The sequence below is a fragment of the Janthinobacterium sp. UMAB-60 genome, assembly GCF_900095235.1.
GTDB lineage: Bacteria > Pseudomonadota > Gammaproteobacteria > Burkholderiales > Burkholderiaceae_D > Janthinobacterium.
The window spans coordinates 222,602-244,707 of record NZ_LT607488.1 but is presented as its reverse complement, the minus strand read 5'-3'; the positions used below and the strand labels follow the sequence as shown (position 1 = coordinate 244,707).

Annotated in this window: 19 protein-coding genes; 2 read left to right on the top strand and 17 right to left on the bottom strand. The window is 64.5% G+C overall.

Annotated features, from left to right (window positions below; translation table 11 throughout):
* Positions 1 to 25: 25 nt before the first annotated feature.
* From K0F86_RS13775 to aspT (K0F86_RS13710), 14 genes are all read right to left on the bottom strand, one after another.
* Positions 26 to 1,066, bottom strand: a complete 1,041-nt coding sequence (locus tag K0F86_RS13775; protein ID WP_219134887.1) for an AAA family ATPase — start codon at positions 1,064 to 1,066, stop codon at positions 26 to 28.
* Entirely contained in the window at positions 1,063 to 2,442 is a 1,380-nt protein-coding gene (locus K0F86_RS13770; RefSeq protein ID WP_219134886.1) for a capsule biosynthesis protein CapK, read from the bottom strand. The genes K0F86_RS13775 and K0F86_RS13770 overlap by 4 nt, the downstream gene beginning before the upstream one ends.
* Positions 2,439 to 3,035 (bottom strand): hypothetical protein, encoded by a 597-nt coding sequence (locus K0F86_RS13765; RefSeq protein ID WP_219134885.1) that lies wholly within the window; start codon positions 3,033 to 3,035, stop codon positions 2,439 to 2,441. Before K0F86_RS13765 ends, K0F86_RS13770 begins: the two co-directional genes overlap by 4 nt.
* A 123-nt stretch (positions 3,036 to 3,158) precedes the next feature.
* The gene (locus K0F86_RS13760; RefSeq protein WP_219134884.1) at positions 3,159 to 4,931 is read right to left on the bottom strand and encodes a VWA domain-containing protein; all 1,773 of its coding nucleotides are present in this window, start codon (positions 4,929 to 4,931) and stop codon (positions 3,159 to 3,161) included.
* Entirely contained in the window at positions 4,928 to 5,899 is a 972-nt protein-coding gene (locus tag K0F86_RS13755) for a hypothetical protein (RefSeq protein ID WP_219134883.1), read from the bottom strand. Before K0F86_RS13755 ends, K0F86_RS13760 begins: the two co-directional genes overlap by 4 nt.
* 9 nt (positions 5,900 to 5,908) lie before the next feature.
* Positions 5,909 to 6,382 carry a hypothetical protein gene (locus K0F86_RS13750; RefSeq protein ID WP_219134882.1) on the bottom strand — a complete coding sequence of 158 codons (474 nt, stop codon included), beginning with the start codon at positions 6,380 to 6,382 and terminating at the stop codon, positions 5,909 to 5,911.
* Entirely contained in the window at positions 6,379 to 7,959 is a 1,581-nt protein-coding gene (locus tag K0F86_RS13745; RefSeq protein ID WP_219134881.1) for an AAA family ATPase, read from the bottom strand. Before K0F86_RS13745 ends, K0F86_RS13750 begins: the two co-directional genes overlap by 4 nt.
* A gap of 57 nt (positions 7,960 to 8,016) precedes the next feature.
* Positions 8,017 to 9,183, bottom strand: a complete 1,167-nt coding sequence (locus K0F86_RS13740) for an ABC transporter permease (protein WP_219134880.1) — start codon at positions 9,181 to 9,183, stop codon at positions 8,017 to 8,019.
* Positions 9,180 to 10,361: an ABC transporter permease gene (locus K0F86_RS13735; protein WP_219134879.1), complete on the bottom strand. Its 1,182-nt coding sequence runs from the start codon at positions 10,359 to 10,361 to the stop codon at positions 9,180 to 9,182. The genes K0F86_RS13740 and K0F86_RS13735 overlap by 4 nt, the downstream gene beginning before the upstream one ends.
* Before the next feature lie 6 nt (positions 10,362 to 10,367).
* Complete coding sequence (locus K0F86_RS13730; RefSeq protein WP_219134878.1) at positions 10,368 to 11,342, bottom strand: HlyD family secretion protein; 975 nt, start codon at positions 11,340 to 11,342, stop codon at positions 10,368 to 10,370.
* A 2-nt stretch (positions 11,343 to 11,344) separates the two neighbouring features.
* Entirely contained in the window at positions 11,345 to 12,754 is a 1,410-nt protein-coding gene (locus tag K0F86_RS13725) for a TolC family protein (protein WP_257572151.1), read from the bottom strand.
* A 178-nt stretch (positions 12,755 to 12,932) separates the two neighbouring features.
* Complete coding sequence (locus tag K0F86_RS13720) at positions 12,933 to 14,543, bottom strand: bifunctional aspartate transaminase/aspartate 4-decarboxylase (RefSeq protein ID WP_219134877.1); 1,611 nt, start codon at positions 14,541 to 14,543, stop codon at positions 12,933 to 12,935.
* A gap of 58 nt (positions 14,544 to 14,601) precedes the next feature.
* Positions 14,602 to 16,290: an aspartate-alanine antiporter gene (gene aspT / locus K0F86_RS13715; protein ID WP_219134876.1), complete on the bottom strand. Its 1,689-nt coding sequence runs from the start codon at positions 16,288 to 16,290 to the stop codon at positions 14,602 to 14,604.
* A gap of 56 nt (positions 16,291 to 16,346) precedes the next feature.
* On the bottom strand, positions 16,347 to 18,029 hold the full coding sequence (aspT, locus tag K0F86_RS13710; RefSeq protein ID WP_219134875.1) for an aspartate-alanine antiporter: 1,683 nt from the start codon (positions 18,027 to 18,029) through the stop codon (positions 16,347 to 16,349).
* A 570-nt stretch (positions 18,030 to 18,599) separates the two neighbouring features.
* Here aspT (K0F86_RS13710) and K0F86_RS13705 point away from each other — a divergent pair.
* The gene (locus tag K0F86_RS13705; RefSeq protein WP_086138331.1) at positions 18,600 to 18,863 is read left to right on the top strand and encodes a heavy-metal-associated domain-containing protein; all 264 of its coding nucleotides are present in this window, start codon (positions 18,600 to 18,602) and stop codon (positions 18,861 to 18,863) included.
* A gap of 24 nt (positions 18,864 to 18,887) precedes the next feature.
* Here the strand turns inward: K0F86_RS13705 and K0F86_RS13700 are convergent, their stop codons facing one another.
* The 3 genes from K0F86_RS13700 to K0F86_RS13690 all read right to left on the bottom strand — a co-directional run bounded on the left by K0F86_RS13700 (position 18,888) and on the right by K0F86_RS13690 (position 21,493).
* Positions 18,888 to 19,415, bottom strand: a complete 528-nt coding sequence (locus K0F86_RS13700) for an SCP2 domain-containing protein (RefSeq protein WP_219134874.1) — start codon at positions 19,413 to 19,415, stop codon at positions 18,888 to 18,890.
* A 20-nt stretch (positions 19,416 to 19,435) separates the two neighbouring features.
* A complete protein-coding gene (locus tag K0F86_RS13695) occupies positions 19,436 to 20,332 on the bottom strand; it encodes a U32 family peptidase (RefSeq protein WP_219134873.1) in 897 nt (298 codons plus the stop codon).
* 126 nt (positions 20,333 to 20,458) lie between these two features.
* Complete coding sequence (locus K0F86_RS13690) at positions 20,459 to 21,493, bottom strand: peptidase U32 family protein (protein WP_219134917.1); 1,035 nt, start codon at positions 21,491 to 21,493, stop codon at positions 20,459 to 20,461.
* A gap of 173 nt (positions 21,494 to 21,666) precedes the next feature.
* Between K0F86_RS13690 and K0F86_RS13685 the strand changes: the two genes are divergently transcribed.
* Positions 21,667 to 22,083 carry a hypothetical protein gene (locus K0F86_RS13685; protein WP_219134872.1) on the top strand — a complete coding sequence of 139 codons (417 nt, stop codon included), beginning with the start codon at positions 21,667 to 21,669 and terminating at the stop codon, positions 22,081 to 22,083.
* Positions 22,084 to 22,106 lie beyond the last annotated feature (23 nt).

Here is a 22,106-nt window from a genome sequence, read left to right as displayed (position 1 = left end):
AACGATGGCGTCGGATTACGCTCCGCTAATCCGACCTACGCACGAGCAGCTGTGCGACTTGCCCGACCCTGTCTGCGACCGTGCCGGACACATCGACATACGCAATCCCCCGCCGCGCCAGCTCGTCCCTGTACCACGCATGCTGACGCGCGCGGAAATCGCCGTCGCGGCGCGTGCCGTCCTGGATGAAGGGGAAATCGGGGGCGCACAGCAGCACCAGCTCGTAGCGGTGTTCGGCCAGCCGCGCCAGTTCCTGCTCGGCCTTGCCGAACATCTCGACACAGTAAAAATAGGTGGTCAGGGGCGACGTGTCGCAAAACAGCCAGCGCTGCGCGGCCATGGCGGCTTGCGCTTCGCGGCGCAGCTGTTCCCTGCCGATTTTCAGCAGATCGTCGTAGTGCAAAATGCCATCCTGGCTTTCCCACAGCTCACGGCCATACTCGGCCACCCAGCCGGTATCGAAATGCGCCGCCAGCGCGGCGGCCAGGGTCGTCTTGCCGCTCGATTCGCCACCCAGCACGCACACGCGCGTGACAAAATCGGCGCGTACGACGGGCGACAGGAAGGCGCTGTGGGCCTGCGGGTCTTGCCTTACCCGCGTTCCGGACACGGGCACCAGCGTTCTCGCCTGGTCCACGCTGACATGCGCCACCGGCCCGCTTGCGTAATGCCGTTCCAGCACGCGCGCAAAGCCGGGACCGTAATCCTCGCTGCTGAACACCGCATCGACGGGCAGGTCCAGCACCGTCCAGCACAGCCAGCCCATGAAGTGGCGATGCGCGTCGCCCTCGTCGTCGTTGTGCGGCAGCGGACGCGCAGGCACGCGACGCGCCACGCACAGGGCGGCCAGGCGCGCATCGTCCAGTACCACGACCACCGCCCGCGGGAACCGCGCGCGCAGCCAGGTTTCCCGGCGCGCCGGTTCCAGGCCGGGAAATTCAGGCCTGGTGTAGCTGACCACCAGCAGCTCTTCGCACCCTTCCGTGGCGCGCTGTATCAATAGTTCATGGCCCAGGTGCAGCGGGCAGAATTTGCCCACCACGAGGCCGCGTTTATAAAGGTTCATGCCACTGCTTCCCGCAAATCCGACGTGTATTGAATGATCTTGTCTTCCGCCAGCAAGGTCTCGACCGTGACGGCGCCGAAAAAGGGCGCCAGCAAGGCGCGCGCCTGGTCGGCCTGCGGCATGGCGCCCGGCGCCAGGCGCAGCGCGACGCTGCCATCGCCATGCTGGTGCACGCCGAACAGGGCGATGGCCAGCGGCTTCAAGGCGTGCGTGATGTCGATATTGTTGATCCACTGTCCCTGCGCCGTGCGATAACGCAAGGGGCTGCGGCCCGCCAGGCCCGCCAGCACGGGACCGTCGGGGCCATGCGCCAGCGAGGCGTAATCGCCCGTGCGGTAGCGCACCAGGGGCAGGCAAAAGTTAAACCCGCCCGTCACCGTGATTTCGCCGCGTGCCCCATCCGGCACGGGCTGACCCGCGCTATCGAGGATTTCCACGTACAAGCGGTGCTGCAGCAGCACGTGGCCGCCCGCCCGCTCGTCGTAGACGGCCACCGGACCCACTTCATTGAGCGAATAGATGTCGAGCACGGGGCAGCCGAAACGCTGTTCCAGGCGCGCGCGCATGCCGGGCAACAGCATCATCGACACAGATAGCAGCGCGACCGGCTTGTGCATCATGGGCAAGGTCAGCAGCTCGGCAAACGAGATGGGATCGCCCGCGATCAACTCGGGCGCCATGGCGTCCAGGTAGCGCGCGCGGTCATCCGGCTCGCGCCAGTCGTCCGGGTGCAGGTTGATCTTCGCCAGGCCCGATTCGTTCATCGTGGGCGTGACGGAGACATAGGTGAAGCAGCGGCGCTGGTGCCCCAGCAGCATGACACCCACCTGGCCCGCGCCATGGCGCAGAATCACGCCGAAGCGGCGCAGCGCGCGCTTGTGGAAGGCCAGGTAGCGCCCCGCCACCAGCGGGTGCGAGGCGATCAGCAGCGGGTGGCCCGTGGTGCCCGTCGTCTGGAAATTGATCATGCGCGCCAGGTCCGCATCGTCGGGCACGAAGGCGGCGATATCGTGCGCCAGTTCGGCGCGGCTGATGGGCGCCACGTCCGCCAGGCGAGAAGGCGGCGAACCGCAGGCGCGGTAATGCGGCACCGTGGCATAAGTCACCTTGAGAAAATCGGGCAGCCAGGATGGCGGCGCGGCGGCGCTCCAGCTGATCGCCGCGTCCATGACCTCCTGCTCATAGACGCGCAGTGCTTCAACCTCCCCGGCCAGCAGCTTGTTGCCGCTGCGGTTGCGGTACCAGGGCGCGCAAGGATGGCTGCGCAGTTTTGCCAGCATGCGCGCGCCGGCCGGCGTCAGGGTGGGACAGTAATCGCGGTCCGATGCCCAGGCGCCGCCCGGCAGATTGACGTCAGGTTTGCCAGCGAGCGTCATTCGCGCGACCACTTGTCGGCCGATTCCTCGGCCGCCTTTTTCGCCAGCGCCTCGCGGATCTCGCGCGAGCGCTGCTCGGCCAGGCGGCTCGCTTCGAGCAGGCGGCGGCGCTCCGTGCCGCTGATGGCGGACAACCTGTCCGTGGCCTGCGCCACGCTTTCGTCGCGGGGCCGAAAGCCCAGGCGCGCCAGCACGATGCGCGCCAGCTCCTCGCGCCGCTCCGGGTCTTGCGTGAACTGGTGGGCGGGCGTACTGGCGGCCAGTTCGCGCGCCGCCTCGCCCAGCACCTGCAGCAGATCATGCTGCGGAAACTGCTGGCCAATGAACCACTCGTCGGCCAGCAGCCAGCACAGGATCATGGCCAGCGCCAGCCGGTTGCGGTCGGCCTTCACTTGCGCGCCGATAAAACCCTGCAGCGACGCGGCTGGCGCGCGCGCGCCATGCAGCAGCACAATGTCGTTGACCAGCGCGGCAACCGCCACGGCCTGCGCATTGGCGACGCCGGCGATGCGCGGCTCGGCGAGGAATTCGACGGGGGTGTCGGCCAGGCGGTGGGTCAGGGTTTCGAGCAATGGACCAGAAGTGTTCATCATTTTACTTTGAAATGCAAACCCCACAATGCAACTGCCGGGGTCGGTTCCTTCGGAATCGCAATACGGTCCATTGGACCGTATTGCCCCGCCGGGTCCGACCCCAGGTGTAGCCGTTGGGGTAATTTAAACATAGTGGCGCCGGCTGAACGCGCGCGCAAAGTCCAGCAAGTCCTCGTAGCGCTCGACGGCGTGGATATCCCAGCCCTGCTCGCCGCGCGCGCGTTTTAAAACGTCATAGGTTTGCTGCAGCCACTTGTTGGCCGCCGCGCCATCCCAGTCGCGCGCCAGGTTCAGGGCCATGGTGCCGCCCGCGCCGCCCTGGGCCAGCGCTTTGGCGGAAATATCCCAGCCGCTGTTGCCCAGTTCATCGTTGTCGAACATGGTGGTGATGCCATCGTCGGAAATCATCAGGATGTGCGCGGGCCGTTCGCGCTTGCCCGCATAGGTCTTGCGCAGGCAGTGGATGGGGAAACAGGTGCCGCCGCCAAAAAATTCCGTCAGCACGCCCAGGATCATGTCTTCATCGCGCACGAAGCCGGGCGTCTGCATCACCTCGTTCTTGCCGCTCCACAGGGTCACCTGCACTTTCGCGCCGGCGCGCAGGGCGGACAGGGCGATGACGGCGCCGGCCAGTGTCAAAAACGAGGTGTGCGCCTGCGGGTTCGGCATGGAGCCGGAACTGTCCACGTACATGTCCAGGTCGACGGGCACGGCGTCGATGGCGCGCGCCGGTTCGCGGCCGTACACGCGGCGCACGGTGGTCACGCCCGGCACGGGGCGCGGCGACTGCATCACGGATTGCAGCCAGTCGATGTCTTCCAGCGGGTCGCCGATTTCCCACGCCTCCAGCCCTTCCATCTGCGGCTCCTGCGATTCGGGGGCCGGACGGCTGGGAAACGCCACCAGGTGCGGCAAGGCCCGCTCGCGGTAGTAGCGGATGGCGATTTCATGGTCGCTCAGATCGATGCCCGATGCCTTCAAAATGTCGCCCAGCTCGAACGGTTCGCGCAACTGGCCGCCGCCCGCCCTGGCCGGCGCCTCGCCTGGCGGCTCCTCGCCATCGAGGCCGGAAATGCGCTTGTCGTGCACGGGATGGATGGCGCCGCCCTCCTCGTCATCCTCGATCTGCTGCGCGCCGTAGGTCTGGCAGCCCCTGGCCGCGTCGCGCGTGTCCTGCAGATAGCGGCTCGGATCAAGACTGCCCCCCAGAGCGTCCGTATCGTCAACCAGGTAGGGCAGCAGCAAGGTGGCGAAGCGGCCCGCCGCCAGCATCCAGTCGTTCGCGTAGACGCGTATCAGGCGCGCGCCCAGCCAGGCGTCCGTGTCCAGGCGCTCGTCGGCACGACCGCCTCCCAGTTCCCCCTTTTCCAGCTGCCACAGGTTTTCATAGATGCGCATGTACAGGGTCCACACGCCGCCGCTTTTAGCGTCAGCTTGCACCTCGCGCCCCTGCTGCAACTTGCGGTAGATGTCGGCCATGCGCAAATTCGCCTGGCGCTGCAGACGGTCGTTGATGAACAGGTCCGTGTACAGATTGGCCACCATGGGCGCATGCTGTTCCAGGGTGGGCAAGGCGCGGCGCATGCGCGCCAGCAGGCGAAACTGGTCGCCGGCGCTGCCCGGCGCGAGGATGTGGTGGCCGATTTCATGCGCGAGGATTTCCAGCGCATAGTCGTCCAGCCCCAGTTCCGTCACCAGCGGCAGGTCCACCACCACGCTCTGGTCCAGCAGGCGGATCATGGCGAAGCTGCCGGACAAGCCCTGCTTGCTGGCCTCGACGTGGCTGGCGCACAGGCTGGGGTCGCGCAGGCGCGTAAATTTGCTCCACACGGCCAGGGCGTCGGGCCAGGCGGCGCGCCAGGCCTCGATCAGAGCGGGGACGGCATCGTTCTTCATGCGAGCGGCAGCAGGCGGATCGCGTGCGTCCACGGCGACGTGACGGCGATCGTATGCGCATTCGCGGCGATGGCGATGTCGCCGGCCGGCACATCGAGTTCGATGCGGCGCGCGCCGATCTGCAGGGTCGTCCCATCGAGCCGCACGGACGCTGGCATATCGGCATTCGCCTGCTCGAACTCCTGCGCCGTGGCGCTGTGCAGCACGGCGCCATAGGCGTCGGCCACCAGCAGGTAATGGCGCTCGCCGCTATACACGACAAAGCCATCCGCAGAAGCGCGCACCAGCGGCGGCGTGCCGAAAGCGCCACCGAGGCCCGTAAAGGAACCGAACTCCCGACCGTCCGCATTGCCGCGCCACGGATTTTCCTGTAACTGCGCACGCACCTGCGGCCATGGCGCACCAGGCTCGCCGAAGGCGGCCAGCGCCAGCGCGGGCGGCAAGGTGTCGGCGGCGGCCAGCGCGCCCTGGCGGAAATGCGCGACGCCGGCGCGCCAGGCCAGCACCTGGCCCACGGCGCGCAGCTGCGCCAGCGTGGCGATCTGCGCCGCCAGGGCGGCCAGCTCGCGCTGCCACTGCGCGGGACGCGCGCCCGCCACGGAGGCGATGTGGATGGCGGCGTTGCTGAGCATGCCCAGCACGTCGACCGGGGCGGTGGCCAGCAGCGGCGCAAACTGCGGCGCCAGTTCGCGCCAGACGGTACTCAAGAAAGGGGTTTTCGCGGCCGGACCGGCCAGCCCATGGCCCACCAGTTCCAGGGCCATGTCGTAGGCGGCCAAGGTGACGCCGCCCACGCGCTCGGGCGCGGCGGCGGCCACGGCCACCACCAGCGGATCGACGCCATCGTGCAAAAAGGCGGAAAAAGCAGCCATGTCGAGCGAGGGAAAGCGCCGGCGCGCTTCCGCTGCGCGCGCATTGAACTGGGCGCGGCCGCTGGCAAGTATCGAGGCAAAGGCAGGAGAAATCATCGCGGCCCGTCAGTCGCTGTGCGAAAAGTGCAGCAGATAGCGTTCATTCCCCAGTTCGAACGCGATCTCGTCCCAGTGGATCGCGTACCAGAAACCGGCGGGCGGCGTCATCGTCACGGCGTGCAGGGAAAATCCGCCCAGCGCCTCGTCGAGCGACTCCAGGAACCTTGCCACCAGTTGCGCGCGAAAGCGGCCGGCGGGCGCCGCTTGCATGTGCCGCGACGAGAAAAACCAGCGCTGGCACACCTGTTCCAGGTGCGCGCGCCCGCACGGCGCCGCATGGAGGCGCCACAAGGCCGCCGGCAAGTCGCGTGCGGGTACGATGACGTGCAGGGCATAATCCTCGACACGCAAGCCCAGCGCCGTGGCGAGGTCCGGCGCATCGGGCAGGCGCTGCAGCTCGTAGCTCGCACACAGGTCGCTGGCTTCACTATTGAGTAGCGCCAGCGCGTCCAGGAAGCCTTGACAATGCTGGATACTCATTGCGAACGCAGCCAGCTGCGGTAATTCGTATAGCGCTGATGCAGGTATTTGAGTTTCAGCAAATCGTCGTACAGGGGGCCATACAGTTTTTTGCCCTTCGTGCGTTCGCCGATCAGCTTTTCAATGCGGTTCAGGCGCGCCAGGGTCTCGCGCTCGCTGACGCCATCGAGTCCCAGGTCGAATTCGGCCGACAGCACGCCGACAGGATCGTCGCGGTCCAGGTCCAGGCGGTTGAATTCATCGTTCGACAAATCGAACAAACGGCGCAGCCAACCCAGCCTGTCACTGCGGTAGGCGGCGTTTTCCGGCAGCGCGAAGAATGGCGCGTCCGGGTCAGGCTGCAGCTTGTTATGCAGGACGAAGGGCAGCACCTGGCGCAAGTCTTCCAGCTCCACTTCACCGTTACCGCGAAAATACGCCATGGCCTTGGCATAGATCAGCAACGCCATCAGGGTGCGCACGGAGATGCCGTTCAGGGTCTGGCAGCCGAGATCCTTCAAGCGGTCGCGCCCATTGTCGGCCGCCTGCGCGGCGCCCCGGTCGGCGCCCGCCAGACGGGCCGTATCCTTGGTCATGTATTCGAACTGGCCACCGGCCGTTTCGAACAGCTCGAACTGGCTGGCGAAGAATTCCAGGCGGCGGCGCACGGCGTCGGGTATGCCCACCTGGCGGATGGATTCGCCAATTTGATCCACCTCGCCTTCCGTGAAGATGATATCGGGCGGCACCAGCTCTTCGGGACGCACGTTTTCTTCCACGCGCAGCAGCAACTCGTTCAGGAAGCGCGGGTTGAAGGCCAGTGCCTGCACCGTCACGTCGACCCGGTCGCGCAGCGCCTCGATCACCTGGTAGGTGCCGCCGCCCTGGTCGTCATTGGCCGTCAGATACCAGGCCGCTTCCGGGCATTCGTAAATATGGTTCAGCACTTCCGCGTAATTGTCGCCCATGACGGTCAGCAGCGCGCTTTGCGTGCGCGTGGGGATGCGGTTGTATTCATCGACGATCTTCACGCGCATGCCCAGCCAGGCGCGCCAGGCGATGCGGATATCGTCCATGCTTTGCGCGTTGACCAGGTCCGCCGGCAGCGGATTGCCCAGCAAATCGGCCACCGTCATCTGCGGGTGACCGTGCTGCATCGCGCGTTTTACTTCCTTGACGGTGGAGCCGGCCAGCACGCCCATCAGCAGGGCGCTGGCCGTCTTGCCCCGCCCCGGTCCGCCGACGAACAGGCATTTGCGGCGCGTGGCAAAGGTCAGCAGCGGCAGCAGAATAAAACTCGAATAGCTTTGCGCCGACGGCAAATTCAGGGTGCGGCGGCTGTCGCCCACGCAATACGTCTGCGATGGGCCATCGTTGTACTCGATGTCGTAATGGGGGCTGATGATGGCGTGGTTGACGATCCAGAAATACGCCTGGCGCAGCTTTTCATCGAACGGCCTGGCGGCCGCCTCGCCTTCCGCTCCCAGCGCGATGGGGCCCTGGTACAGGTCGGCCACGTCGAACTGCCGCGCGGCGGGTACTGCCTTGGGCTTGGTGGGGGCCTGGGACAGGCGCTGGAACAAATTGAATGCAGACATGGCTCGTTTACTTTAGATGGGGTCAGACCCGGCGGGTCTGCCCCGGGTATGAAATTATTACATATCAAGTGCCTTCGCCTTGTTCAAATCAACAACGGTTTCGTCCAGCTTGCGCCAGCGCCACCAGCCCAGCGCCACGCAGGCCAGCAGCAAGGCCAGCAAGCCCGCCACTTCATGGCGGATTTCATACAGCGAGGCGCCCATCTGGTTCAGCGCGACAAAGCCCTGGATGCCGGCCGTGGAGGGCAGCAGCCAGCGCAGCCATTGCAGCACGACGGGCATGGACGACACGGGCCAGGTCAGGCCCGCGAGGAACAGCACAGGCATCGAGGTGGCGATCATCAGCTGCGTGCCCCGCTCGCGCGTGCGGAACAGCATGCCCAGCAGCATGCCGAACGCCGCTTCCGCCAGCGAGAACAGCACCAGCAGCAAGAGCATGCCGCCAAAGTTGCCGCCACGGGGATAATCCTGGAACCAGAAGACAAAGCCGAAGAAATAGCAGCAATTGAGAAAGGCCACGCAGGCAAACGCCAGCAGCATGCCCGCATAGCCGCCCGCCGTGCGCCGGCCTGCCACGGGGAAGCTCTTGCGCTGGTACCAGGTGCCGAACAGCATGGTCATGCCGATCAGCAAGGTTTGCTGCACGATCAATGTCGCCACGCCGGGCACGACATACGCGCCGTAGCCTTCCTTGACGTTAAACAGGGGCACGGCGTCAAACGCGATGGGCGAGCGCTGCTGGCTGGCCTGCACGATCGATGGCGTGCCCGCGCCCAAGCGCTTGAGCTCGATGCCGGCCGACACGGTGCCCACCACTTCCGCCAAGCCGTTCAAGGCCACCTTGTTCAGCATCAAATACAGGCCATTGCCCGCCACTTGCGCGTGGGCGGCGTGGCCGGCCAGCACGTCCGTCTGCAAGCCTTCGGGCAGGATCAGCACGCCCATGACCTGGTCGCGCCACAATAAATCTTGCGCGACGGGCAAGTCCGGCGTGACGGCGATCACCTGCAAGGAGGGATGGGCCATGGCGAATCGCGTCAGCTGGCGCGACATGGCGCTGCGGTCCTGGTCGACGACGGCCACGGGCACGCGCTGGACGATTTCCGTCGAGTATGGCAGCGGATAGAAGAAGGAATAGATGATGCCGCCGATAAACAGCAAGGTCAGCGCGCCCTTGTCCGTCAGCATGGCGCGCCAGGTGGCGATAAAGGATTGCCACATCATGCGCGCCCCCATGCCGCAGGCGCATTCGCGCGGCGCGCCAGCAGGAATACGCCCACGGCGCCGCAGCCGATGGCAAAGCCGGCCAAAATGAGCATTTCCTGCACGCCATAGCGCCATGGCGCGCCGGCCAGCCAGTATTTCGTTTGCAGCTGCAGATAATGCGTGAGCGGCAAGGCTTCCGCCCAGGCGCGCGCGGGCGCCGGCATGGCCATCAGGGGAAAGGCCTGGCCCGCGAACGCGAACGCCGGTGCCGTGATAAATGCCGCGCCCGACAGCGCCAGGCGCAGCGACAAGGTAGCGGCGATCAGCAAGGTGGCCAGGCCGCAATACGCGAGCACCAGCAGCAACATGCTCAGCAGCAATGCCGGCAAGCTGCCCGCCACGGCCCAGTCCCGCGCCAGGCTGAAAAACAGCAGATACAGCAGCGCCAGCGCACAGTAGGCGATGAGGGGAAACAGCAGCTTGGCGCCGACGGCGCGCAGCCAGCTGCCGTTGGCCGAGGTCAGCCATTGCGGCACCGTGCCGTCGCGTAACTCGCGTCCGATGGACGTGACGACGGCGACGACGATGAAAATCTGCAGCATGGCCGGCATCAGGGCCAGGGTCAGAAACGCTTCATAGCTGATGTTTTCATTGTACAAACTGTTCAGGGTCGTGCGGATCGGTTCGAACTGGGCCGCCGCCTGCACGCCTGACATGCCCTTTTTCACGCGCGCCGTCATCTCGATGCCGGCCGACAAGGTCGTGCTGACCGTGCGCACATCGCGCAGCAAGGCGCCCGCGTGCGAGGAAAACTGCGCGTTGTACAGCCATTGCACGGTGGCTTGCCGGCCGCCCAGCAGCTTCTGTTCAAAATCGTTCGGGATCAGCAGATAGCCAAACGCCGTGCGCTCGCGCAAGCGATGCAGCGCTTCGTCGCTGGACGCCACTTTCGCCGCCACCGCGATGCCGGGCGAGGCGTCGAGCCATCGCGTGAGCTGGCGCGACAAGGTGGAGTTGTCGTTATCGATGACGACGATGGGCAAGTCGCGCGCGATGCCGGCGGAGAACACCAGCCACAGCATGCCGCACAGCACCACCGGAATCCAGCTGAGCATGCCCAGATCCCAGAAGTCGCCGCGCAGCCGCGCCCACTCGCGCGCCAGCGCAGAAACCGGCCCTTTATCCGCTTCGTTCATCGCGTATCAGAGCGGTGGAAACACGACCGACATGCCCGGACGCAAACCCTCGACCTTGATGGCGGGACGCAAGCGGATTTCAAACGTGCGCAAATCCGTGCCGCCCGGACGGGCCGCGCGCCACGTGGCGAAGTCCGGCAGCACGGCCACCGAACTGACCTTGAAGCTCACTTGCTGTTTCAGCGCCGGCACATTGGCCGTATGCGTGCTGCCCATGGCAAACGCGGCCATGTCATCTTCGCGCACTTGCAGCACGGCCCAGGCGTCATCGAGATTCACCAGGGTGATGACGGGGAAGCCTTGCGGCGCCAGTTCGCCCGGCTGTATCTGGATCTTGCTGACCTGCCCGGCCACCGGCGCGGCGATCTTCGTTTCCGCCAGGGCGATCTGCGCTTCCGTCAGCACGGCGCCCACCTGGCGCGCCTGCGCGGCCGCGGCCGTCTTGTCTTCCGGACGGGCGCCCTTTTGCGCCATGTCATATTGCGCGCGGGCCGCTTGCGCCAGCTGGTCGGCGGCGCGCCATTGCGCTTGCGCCTCGTCGCGTTTCTGCTGGGCAATCACGCCTTGCTCGTACATATTGTTGACGCGGGTGTACGTGGTCCTGGCGATGGTCGCCCCCGTTTGCGCCCGTTCCCAGTTGGCTTTTGCGGCCGCCACTTCTTCCGGACGCGCGCCCGCTTGCGCCTTTTGCGCCACGGCATCGGCTGCCTGCGTGGCGGCTGTCGCTTGCGCGATCTTCGCGTCCACTTCCGGGCTCGTCAGCTGGAACAGCAGCTCACCTTTCGGCACCGTCTGGCCCAGCTTGACGTACAGCTGACCCACCCTGCCCGGCACTTTCGACGAGACATTAACTTCCTGCGCATCCATCTGCCCCTGCAAAGGCAGGCGCTGCGGCTGGAATGCCTGGTACAGGCCCCAGCCGACGAAGCCCAGGACGATGATGGCGGCGACTATGGCCAACGGTTTTTTGGAGGTACTCATTATTATTTGTCCACAGGTAATTGGATATCGGCCGCGGCGGCCAGGCTGCCCAGGCGCTGCGTCTCGCCCGTCGCTTCCAGCAATTGCGCCAGCCCCATCACATAGTTATAGGCCGTCTGTGCGCGCTGGGTTTCCACCTTCGCCAGGTTCAGGCGCGCATCGACCACTTCCAGCGACGTCACTTGCCCTTGCTGAAAGGCGACTGTTTGCAAGCGGATATTTTCGCGCGCCAGCTCCACCGACGAGGCCGTGGACAGGTACTGGATGCGGGCGTTTTCCAGCGCGCGCCAGTTCTTCTCGATCAGGGTGGGAATGTCGCGCTCGGCCTGACGCGCCACCACTTCCACCCGCTCCTGGTCCAGTTTGGCGGCGGCGATCATCTTGCCCGTGTTGATGCGGTGCACCAGCGGCACGGACACGACCAGGCCGATGGCCCAGTTCGAACGCACGAGCTTTTCGCTGCCGCGATTCAAATTGTAGTTACCGATGGCAAACACAGTGGGCGCATATTCCTTGCCATGCAGCTTCAAGGCTTGCTCGGCCTGCACGCGCTTGCTGTCGATCTTTTTCCAGTTCGCATTTTCGCGCATGCCCGTGCTGATGAACGATTGCAAAGTGCCGACTGGCAAGCTGTTGACGAACAGGGGCGTGCTGGGCCGCACTTGCGAGTTGACGGCAAGCAAACGGTCGAGCGCCACCTGGGCGATTTCCTCGTCGCTGCGCGCCTGCGCCTCGTCGCTGCGGGCACTGTCCAGGGCCACGTCGGCGCGCAGGCGTTCCGCGCGCGAAATCAAACCACCCTTTTCCAGCTTGGCCGCATCGCGCTGGTGCTGCGTCACGCCGGCCGTCACTTCGGCCCGCACGGCCACCACCCGCTTGGCCAGCAACAACTGGAAATAGCGCTGCGCCACCAGGGTGGCCAGCTGTTCTTCCGCTTCCGTGTGCTCCGCCTGCGCGGCCAGGGTCAGGCTGGAAGCGAGGCCTTTGACGGCATCCAGCCGTCCGCCCGTGTAGATGGGCCACATGCCCAGCAAGCCGAACGAGGTCAGGTCCGTCACCACTTCGCGGTTCAGGGAGTTGGGAATCTGTGGCTTGGGCAAGCCGGGAATCGGCGGCAGCACCGATTCGATGCCGCCCACCACGCCGGCCAGGCCGCTCGTATCGATGCTCAAGTCCGTCGACAAACGGCCGCGAAATGCCGTCAAGTCCACGGATGGGCCATCGATATTCGACAGCGCCTCGGCCTTGAGGGTTTTCGCGCGCACATCGAGCGCGGCGCCCTGGACGGCGCCCGAGGCGGCCGCCGCTTGCTGCAGCGCTTCGTTAAATGTCAGCGGTTCCGCCAGGGCGGGCATGGCCGCTCCCAGCGCGCCCGCCAGCAATAATGATAAATGTCCTTGCAATCTGCCCATGTAGCGTCCAGTCAATGAATGAGGGGAAAGCACGGGGTTGCCATGTTTATACTTTCACAATAGCAATTATATCCATGGATGTCCATTCCACCCTGCACTATTGGTTACGCAGACTGACAGACAAAAACGGGCGCCTCTTGCGGGGCGCCCGTTCTACTCAGCGTAAGCGGCTGGCGGCTTACTTCTTGGCCTTCTTGCTACCCTTCCCTTTTTCCTTTTCAAACACGGCAAAGAACTCGGACGCCATGTTGCGGATGGCGCGGCCGATGTTGGCGTAGTCGTATTCGTTCAGGTTGGCCAGCGACACGCGGCCGGACGGATGCGTGGTGCCGAAGCCACGACCCGGCAGCAGGATGACGCCCGTTTCCTCGGCCAGGCGGAACAGCGCTTCGTTCGGTTTCAGTTTTTTCAGCAGCCACTGCGAAAACTCCACGCCATGCATCTGCGCGGCCAAGGACTCCATGTCCAGCAGGTGGTAGTAGCGCACGGAATTGGCGTCGTGCACCATCGGCAAGCCCAGTTCGCGGTACAGCGCTTCTTTGCGGCGCAGCACGATGCGCTTCATCGACTGCTTGTACTTTTGCTCTTCATCCATCAGCGAGAACAGCGAGAACAGGGTCATCTGCGCCTGCACGGGGGTGGACAGGCCGGCCGTGTGGTTCAGCGCCACCGTGCGGCTGTCGGCCACCAGGCGGTCGATGAATTTCAGCTCGCGCGGCTCCGTGGTGATGGAGTGATAGCGCTCATCGAGCTGTTTCTTGATGGTTTCCGGCAACTTGGCAATCTTGTCGTCGAGCACATTGTTTTCATGCGTGGCCACCACGCCCATGCGCCAGCCCGTCGCGCCGAAGTATTTCGAGAACGAATACACGAGGATGGTGTTGAACGGGCAAATGGCGAACAGCGAGACGAAATTGTCGGCAAAGGTGCCGTACACGTCATCGGTCAAAATGATCAGGTCGGGACGCTTCTTGATGATCTTGGCGATGTATTCCAGGGTCTCATCATCGATCTTGACGGATGGCGGATTGCTGGGGTTGACGAGGAAGAAAGCTTTTACTTTCGGGTCCAGCAACTTGTCCAGCTCCTTCTTGGTGAACTGCCAATTGTTCGATTGCGGCGCATCGATGTGCACGGTGTTCAGCTTGTAGTCGTTCAGCTGGGGAATCTCGATGTACGGCGTGAAGATCGGCATGCCCAGGGCGATGGTGTCGCCTTCCTGGATGATGTGGTTCGATTTCAGGCTGGCAAACAGATACGTCATGGCGGCCGTGCCGCCTTCGACCGCGTACATGTCGAAGTTGCCGACAAACGGGTGCTTGCCGATCATTTCGCGGTGGATATACTGGCCGACGATTTTCTCGGACAGGCGCAGCATGCGGTCCGGCACGGGATAGTTGCAGCCCAGAATCGCTTCGCACATTTCATAGATGAAATCGCCCGCGCTCAGGCCCAGCTGGTCGCGCACATACGACACGGCCGCCTCGATGAAATGCGCGCCCGGGTTGCCCTCATGTTTGCGCACGAAAATTTCAAAGCGCGCCTCGATGCCCTCGCGCGTGGGAAAGCCGCCCACGTCGTCCATGTAGACATACGAGCGCTCCGCTTCCGTCATGGCGAACTGGCCGAACTGGAAGAAGCCGTGGCGTGGGGTGGTCGCCAGGAAATTCGGGTTGCCGCGGCCCGCGTTCAGCATCAGGCGGTTGCTTTGCTTGGCCGTCTGGATCAGCGCATCCTTCAGTTCGAAGGGGCTCAACAGGGCGAGTTTGCTTGGGTTACTGAAATCCATTTTTGCTACTCCTTAAAATGACTGACAATGTTCAGGGTTCTTGCACATACATGCAGACTCAGACGAAGGCCACAATCAGCGGCCCCAGCAAGGTCAGGAAAACGTTGGCCAAGGCATATGTGATGGCAAACGGTACGGTGGGAATCGAGTTTTGCGCCGCGTTCAGCACTTCGCCGAACGCGGGATTGGCGCTGCGCGAACCGGACAAGGCGCCCGCAAACACGGCGACGTTGTCATAACGCAAGATGTAACGACCGATCAGCATGGTCAAAATCATCGGCAGGATGGTCACCACCACGCCCACGCCAAACAGGGTCAGGCCGTGTTCGCGCACGGTTTGCACCGCTTGCAGGCCGGACGTGAGGCCGACGACGGCAACAAAACCGGCCAGGCCCAGGTCCTTCAGGATTTGCACGGCACCGCTCGGCATGTAGCCAAACGTCTGGCGCTTGGCGCGGAACCAGCCGAACACCAGGCCCGACAGCAGCACGCCGCCGCCACTGCCCAGTGTCAGCGGAATCGAACCGATGCGCGCCACCAGCAAGCCCACCAGCAGGCCAACGACGAGGCCGGCGCCCATGTAGACGAAGTCCGTCTTGGCGCTCGGCACGATCATGTAGCCCACTTCGGCCGCCACGCGCTTGACGTCCTGCTCGGCGCCATAGATGGTCACCACGTCGCCCGTCTGTACGATGGTTTCCGGTTGCATGGGCAAGATCTTGCCCATGCGGCTCAGCTGCACGACAAAGATGCCGTGACGCACGCCCGGCGCCGTCGCGCTGCGGATTTCGCCCACCGTCTTGTTGTGGTAAGCCTTGTTGGTCAGTACCATATCGCGGCGCTGCATCACCAGTTCCATGCCTTCGACGGCAAGCAATTCCTTGCCCAGCTGGGAAGACACGCTGAGCATGGCTTCGCGCCGGCCCACCAGCAGCACGATATCGTCGGCCGCCAGCACCAGATCCGGGCTGACGTCGATGATCTGGCTATTGCGCTTCACGCGCTCGATGGTGATGGCCGTGTTCGGATGAGCACTTTCGATCTCTTCCACCGTGCGCCCGGCGCCCGGGCCCACGTCGTAGATGCGGCCGATCAGGTCAGGCGCGGCCGGCGTCTGACCCGGTCCCAGCACCTGCACGCCCGCCTGCAGCGCCGTTTCCGCCTTGATCGCATCTTCGCGGATGGTGCGACCCATGAGCTTAGGCAAGATATTGACGCAAACGATGATGGCCCCAAACGAGCCGAACACGTAGGTGACGGCATAGCCGACGGCCACGTTGCCCTGCAAGCGCGCCACCTCGTCGGCCGCCAGGCCCAGCTTGGTGATCGCGTCGCCCGCCGTGCCGATGATGGCCGACTGCGTCAAGCCGCCCGCCGCCACGCCCGCCGCCAGGCCCTTGTCCAGGCCAAAGACCTTGGCCATGATGACCACCGTCAGCAGCGCCGTCACAGCCAGCACGACGGCCAGGATGATTTCGCGCACCGACTGGCGGCCCAGGGAATTGAAGAACTGCGGCCCGCTTTCATAGCCGACCGCGTAAATGAACAGGGCAAACAGCACTGATTTCACGCCGGGATCGATGGCGACGCCTACCTGGCTGACGAGGACCGCCACCAGCAGTGAACCGGCGACCCCGCCCAGCTGAAACGAGCCGAACTTGATCTTGCCGATGTAGTAACCCACTGCCAGGGAGAGAAACAAGGCAATTTCGGGCGACTTCTTGAATAACTCATGCAACCATTCCATACGGACCGCCTTTCGTGTTGAAGGAATTCTTTACTGCGTGTGCCCTTGCCGGCTGCTCATGCGTGGACGGAGCCGGCCAGGGCCACGATGAGCGGCCCCAGCAGAGGCAGCACCACGTTCGAGATCGCATACGTAATCGTGTAGCCCAGCAAGGGCGTGGAGTTGCCGGCCGCGTTTTGCACGGCCGACAGGGCCGGCGTGCTGCACTGCTGGCCGGCGATGGCGCCCAGCAGCACGGGCGCTTCCAGCTTGAGGAAAAAGTGACCGACCAGCAACGACAGCGAGGCGGGAACGACGGCGATCAGCACGCCCATCAGCGGCAGTGACAGGCCGTACTGGCGGATCAGCTCGATCGCTTGCGGCCCCGACGCCAGCCCCACGCAGGCGATGAAGGTGGCCAGGCCGATATCCTTCATCATGTCGAGCGCGCTGGGGTGGATGCCCGGCATGCCGGGCTTTCTTGCCTGGTACCAGCCGAACACGAGGCCCGTCAGCAAGGCGCCGCCGCCCGTGCCCAGCGAAAACGGGATGCCGCCCAGCTTGGCGGTAAAGCCGCCGATATACACACCGAGCACGATGCCGATGCTGGCGTAGACGATGTTGCTGCGCTCGCCCGTGGGCACGCGCTTGCCGATGGCGGCCAGCGCCGTGTTCAGCTCGCGTCCTTCCGCCGTGCCGTACAGGCGCAGCACGTCGTCGCGCTGCAGGGCCAGGTCGGGCAAGGGCGGCATGCTGTGCTCGCCACGCACGACGGCCGCCACGTGCACGCCGGAAGGCAAGGCCAGCTGGCGCAAGGGCTGGCCCACCAGCGCGGCTTGCTGCAGCACCACTTCGACGGCGGAAACGGCCATGTTCAAGCCCGTCGTGTCGGCAAATTCCTCGCCCAGGACGGCTTCGGCCGCCACCAGCGCGGGACGGTGGCCGATCACCAGTACTTCATCGTTGGCGCGCAGACGCAGTGCGGGTTCCAGTTCCAGCACCTTGCCGTGCCGGCGCACGCGCGTGATACTGGCGCGGCCCGCGAAAATATGCTGCAAGGCATCGAGGCGGCGTCCCGCGCCACGGCTGATGCGGTAGGCGCGGCCCACCATTTCCGGCGTGGCCTGCGCCCCGTCGCCATCGGTCTGCGCGCCGCCCATCTTTTCCCACAGCTTGTCCGCTTCCTCGCGCAGGTTGACGCGCAACAACAGCGGGAAAATCTGGCTGGTGACGATGACGATGGCGATCAGGCCGAAAATGTAGGTGATGGAATACGCGGTGACCACGTTGGCTTGCAGTTCGGCAATGCGCGCGGCCGGCAGCGCCAGCTTCGAGATCGCGTCCGTGGCCGTGCCGACGACGGCCGATTCCGTCGCCGCGCCCGCCATCATGCCGGCCGCCGTGCCCTGATCCAGGCCCAGGAAACGCGTGGCCAGCAGCACCAGCGCCAGTACCACCACCACTTCGATCAGGCAGAGTATTCCCAAGCGCAAGCCCTTGGCGTTGAGGTTGGCAAAGAACTGGGGACCGCCCGCATAGCCGAGGGCAAAGATGAACAGCATGAAGAAAACGTTCTTGACGCTGGCATCCAGGGTGATGCCCAGCTGGCCGATCAGCAGCGCGGCGATCAGGGTGCCGCACACGCCGCCCAGCTGGATGGGACCGAAGCGTATCTGCCCTACCGCATAGCCCAGTGCCAACGCCAGGAACAGGGCCAGTTCCGGCACCTGGTGCAATACCGACGCGATCGAATCGAGCATGGACGAACCTTCGAAAAGATAACGGATGGTTACAAGGGAACAGAGCGCTCGGCGGTTGGCGACGGCTGGCTGTTAAACGGGCGCACGAGTCCCGCACGACACCTGCGGTAAGCGCTTGCGCCGGAGAAATGTTGTTACGAGGAATCATGTTCGGTGAAAATTTCACAAGTGTCAACAGGTGTTCTGTTGAACTCGCCTTGCGTTTCATCAAACATCCTGCGCACGATTGAAGTACCTGTTTGACACCGATCAACAAAACCACTAGTAATGATTTTGACGATACCAAAGTACCTTGCGCGCCAGCGACAAGGCGTGAGGAGGACGCGTGGCGAGCCACGCGACGACGATCAACGCAGTCCCCGCTTCTGAGGGGCGCCAGCAGGGGATGTATTCATCGACTGGGATAGGCTCCAAGTATGGAACAACAGCACTTCCAGGCTGGCCAGCAGCGATTGGAATTAATCCAGATCAATAAAACCGCAAATAGAAAATAAATCTTGCGTGCTGCTCTGGACGGCAGGCGCACCCCTCGCCTACGCTGTTTTTTTATCTGAAAAACAAGAGGAACCCATGCAGACTGCGCGCTTGAATATTATTGGAATGGATCACGAAGGCTGCGCCGACAGGCTGACGGGCGCGCTTGAGGCCGTCACGGGCGTGGCCACCGTGTGCGTCTCGCTGGCGCGCCACGGCGCCACGGTGCAATTTGACGAACGGCTGGCCACGCAGGAGCGCCTGCTGGCCGCCGTCAACGACGCCGGCTTCATGGGCGAAGCCTCCAACGAAGAACAACTGCCGTCCTGCAGCGGCGCCTGCGGTCACTGCCGCCACTGAGCGCCGGCTCCAGCCCTGCTCCGCTCAGCCCTCCCGCGCGCCCCGGTCGCGCAGATGCGCCAGCACGCGGCGGGGTCCCAGCGCCTGCAGGTCGAACGGCGGCAGCTCGATGGCGTCGAGCGTATTTTTGAACAGCAAGCCCAGTTCCGTATCGCCTTCCAGGCTCAAACGACGGCTGAAGAACAGCGTATCAGGATCTTCCTGGCGCCGCGCCAGCAGCATCAGGTCATGCACGCTGGCGGCGATGCACAGGTCCGGCACGTCCACATAGCGCTCGGCCACGAACACCGTACCCTGCCACTCGAAATCGAAGGCGATGCCTGCATCGAGCAAACGCAGGCGCAGGGTGCGCCCTTCCAGGCTGCGCCGCACATCGTCGGGCAATTGCGGCGCCAGCAAGCGGTTCAAGCCTTGCACGAACAGCCAGGAGGCGGGATACGGCGGCAGCTTGGACAGCAATTCGGCCAGCGGTTCGGGCAGCCGGTACGACATGGCGGGCTTGCTCATGGCGGGCTTGGCCGGGATGGGCAATCTTTCCAGTTGATCTTGCATGGTGCTTCCTTTCGATGCGTTCAATGAGCGGCGTGCTGTTCCATGCCGGGCTGGCCGTGCCAGTAGCCGTCGCAGGCGCCGGCCGGCTGGCAGGCCGCCAGCTGGGCTTGGGCGCCCACACCGCTGACCTGGCCGCGCCGGGCGCGGTCGAAAATGGCGATGACTTGTTCCGTATGCATGGCCTGCGGGCTGATGCGCGCCACGGACACGCCCATGTCGCGCATGGCGTCGAGTTCGCGCACCAGGTTGTAGACGAGGGCAGACTGCGTCTGCGTGCCATTCAGTACGAGGAACGGCACTTCGTCGCGCGTGCGCAGCAGCAGGCCGTCCGGCTCTTCCAGGCAGCTGTAGCCGCAATCGTCCTTCGGCAGGTTGCGGTTGCGTGCCGTGAAACAGCGCGCGGAAAACGCCAGCGGCATGCGACCGTAGGCGAACACTTCCGTCTCCAGCCCTTCCGGTTTCTGGCGCTGCATCTCGGCCAGCGCCGTCTGCCCCATTTCCAGCGGCATCACCCAGCGCCGCGCGCCGAGGCGCGCCAGCAGTTGCAGGCTGGGGCCATTGAACAGGTTCAAATGGGGGCCGGCGACGAAGGGCGCGCCCTTTTCCATGCAGTGCACGGCGCCCATGTCGTTGGCTTCGACCGTATAGCGGCCATTGCCCGTGATGCGGCGAAGGGTCGCCAGTTCGGCGCCCGCCTCGATCAGCGCCTGCGTCGATAGCACCACTTCCTTGCCGGCGGCGGCCAGCATGTCGGCGATATCGAGCCAGTCGGCCAGGCGCAGCTCATGCCGGCGCGAGCAGACGGTTTCGCCCAGGTAAACGATCTCGACGGCGGTGCCGGCGATCTGCTGGTAAAACTCGAAGACGGTGGCGCGCGGCCAGTAGTACAGCAAGGGGCCCAACGATAGTTTTAGCATGCCTTTTCCAGTATTTTTCAAGTTACAAAACCGTAGCGAGCGGCTCGCGGCGAGGCCGAGAAGCGCAGCTGTGCTAGAGCACAGTGAGCATCGCAGGCCGCGCCCCGGGACGCGCAGTAGGTTTTGCTATTTCCAGGAGCGGTGGTAGGCGCCTAAAGTGTGCTGCTGGCCCTCGGCCAGCTTGTCCATGGCCGCCATCCAGCCCGGCTTGACGGCGTAGCGCGGATTGCCTTCGCGGCAGGCGTCGATCGCTTCGCGCCACACGCGCGTGACCTGCGCCACGTAGGCGGGACTGCGCTGGCGCCCTTCGATTTTCACGGCGCGCACGCCCATGGCGATCAGTTGCGGCAGCAGCGCCAGCGTATTCAGACTGGCCGGCTCCTCGATCGCGTAATACTCTTCGTCATTGACTTCGAAGCGCCCCTTGCACAGGGTGGGATAGCTGGCGTTTTCACCTGGCGCATAGCGGTCGATCAGCACGCCGTTCAGGCGCGACTCCAGACCGTTCGGGGTTTCCAGCCAGCGCACGGCCTTGGCCGGCGAGCACACGCCGTGCGTGTTCGGCGCCTCGCCCGTCGCATACGACGACAGCGCGCAGCGCCCTTCGACCATCACGCACAGGCTGCCGAAACCGAACACTTCGATCTCGACTTCCGTCTTGGCGATCAGTTGTTCCACCTGCGCCATCGACAGCACGCGCGGCAGCACGGCGCGGGCGATGCCGAAGTGTTCATGGTAGAAATTGATGGCTTCGTAATTGGTGGCCGAGCCCTGCACGGACAGGTGCAGGCGCAGCTGCGGCTGGTGCTGGGCCGCGTAGGCCATCAGACCCGGATCGGCGACGATCATGGCGTCGATGCCGGCCGCTGCCGCGCGGTCGATGGCGCTGCGCCACACGGCCCAGTTGTGCGGCTGCGGATAGGTGTTCAGCGCCAGCAGCACCTTGCGTCCATATTGATGGGCGTAGCGCACGCCCTCGGCGATGGCCTTCTCGTCGAAATTGAGGCCGGCGAAATTACGCGCATTGGTGGCGTCGCGAAAGCCCAGGTAAACGGTGTCGGCGCCATTGTCGACGGCCGCTTTCAAGGCAGGCAGGCTGCCGGCGGGGCAGACCAGTTCCAGCGGTCCGGCCACGCGGGTGGCGGTAGTTGATTCAAGCATCATGATGTTCACAGTCCCGTATCGGNGTATCGGCTCAGGGTGCAGACTATAGCCCCGCCTATGCCGCCCAGTCCTTGACGCAGGTGAAGGAATGCATGCATGGCCGGCGCACCTTCCACTTGCTTGACCTGGCTGTAAAATGCCCCCCTTTTCTCCCTCTTCGATTGCCCGCCATGACCCGCAAACCGCTGCTGATTTTTCTTCTGACCCTGTTCCTCACCGCGCTGCAAGTACAGTGGGCCGGCCCGGCCGATGGCTATGACGCGGCGACCCTCTCCGTGCTGTCGCCGGAAGTGCTGGGCGCCTATCCGGGCGTGCTGCTGCTGTTCCTGCTGGCCGTGTTCGCGCGCCGCCAACTGCCGCTGCTGCGTCAGGCCGCCATCTGCACGGGCCTGCTGGCCATCTACTGGCTGCTGGCGAACTACGTCACGTTCGACGCGCGCGTGGCCAGCTGGAGCACCTATACGCCACTGGAAATCTGGGCCCACGTGCTGCCCGCCTCCGTCGCCAGCATCGCCGCCTGCGGCGCCGCATTCTTTTGCGCGAGCTGGCTGATCCTGCGCGAAACGCGCTGGAACAAAACCGGCTGAGGTGGTTTTTTCACCTGGATCAA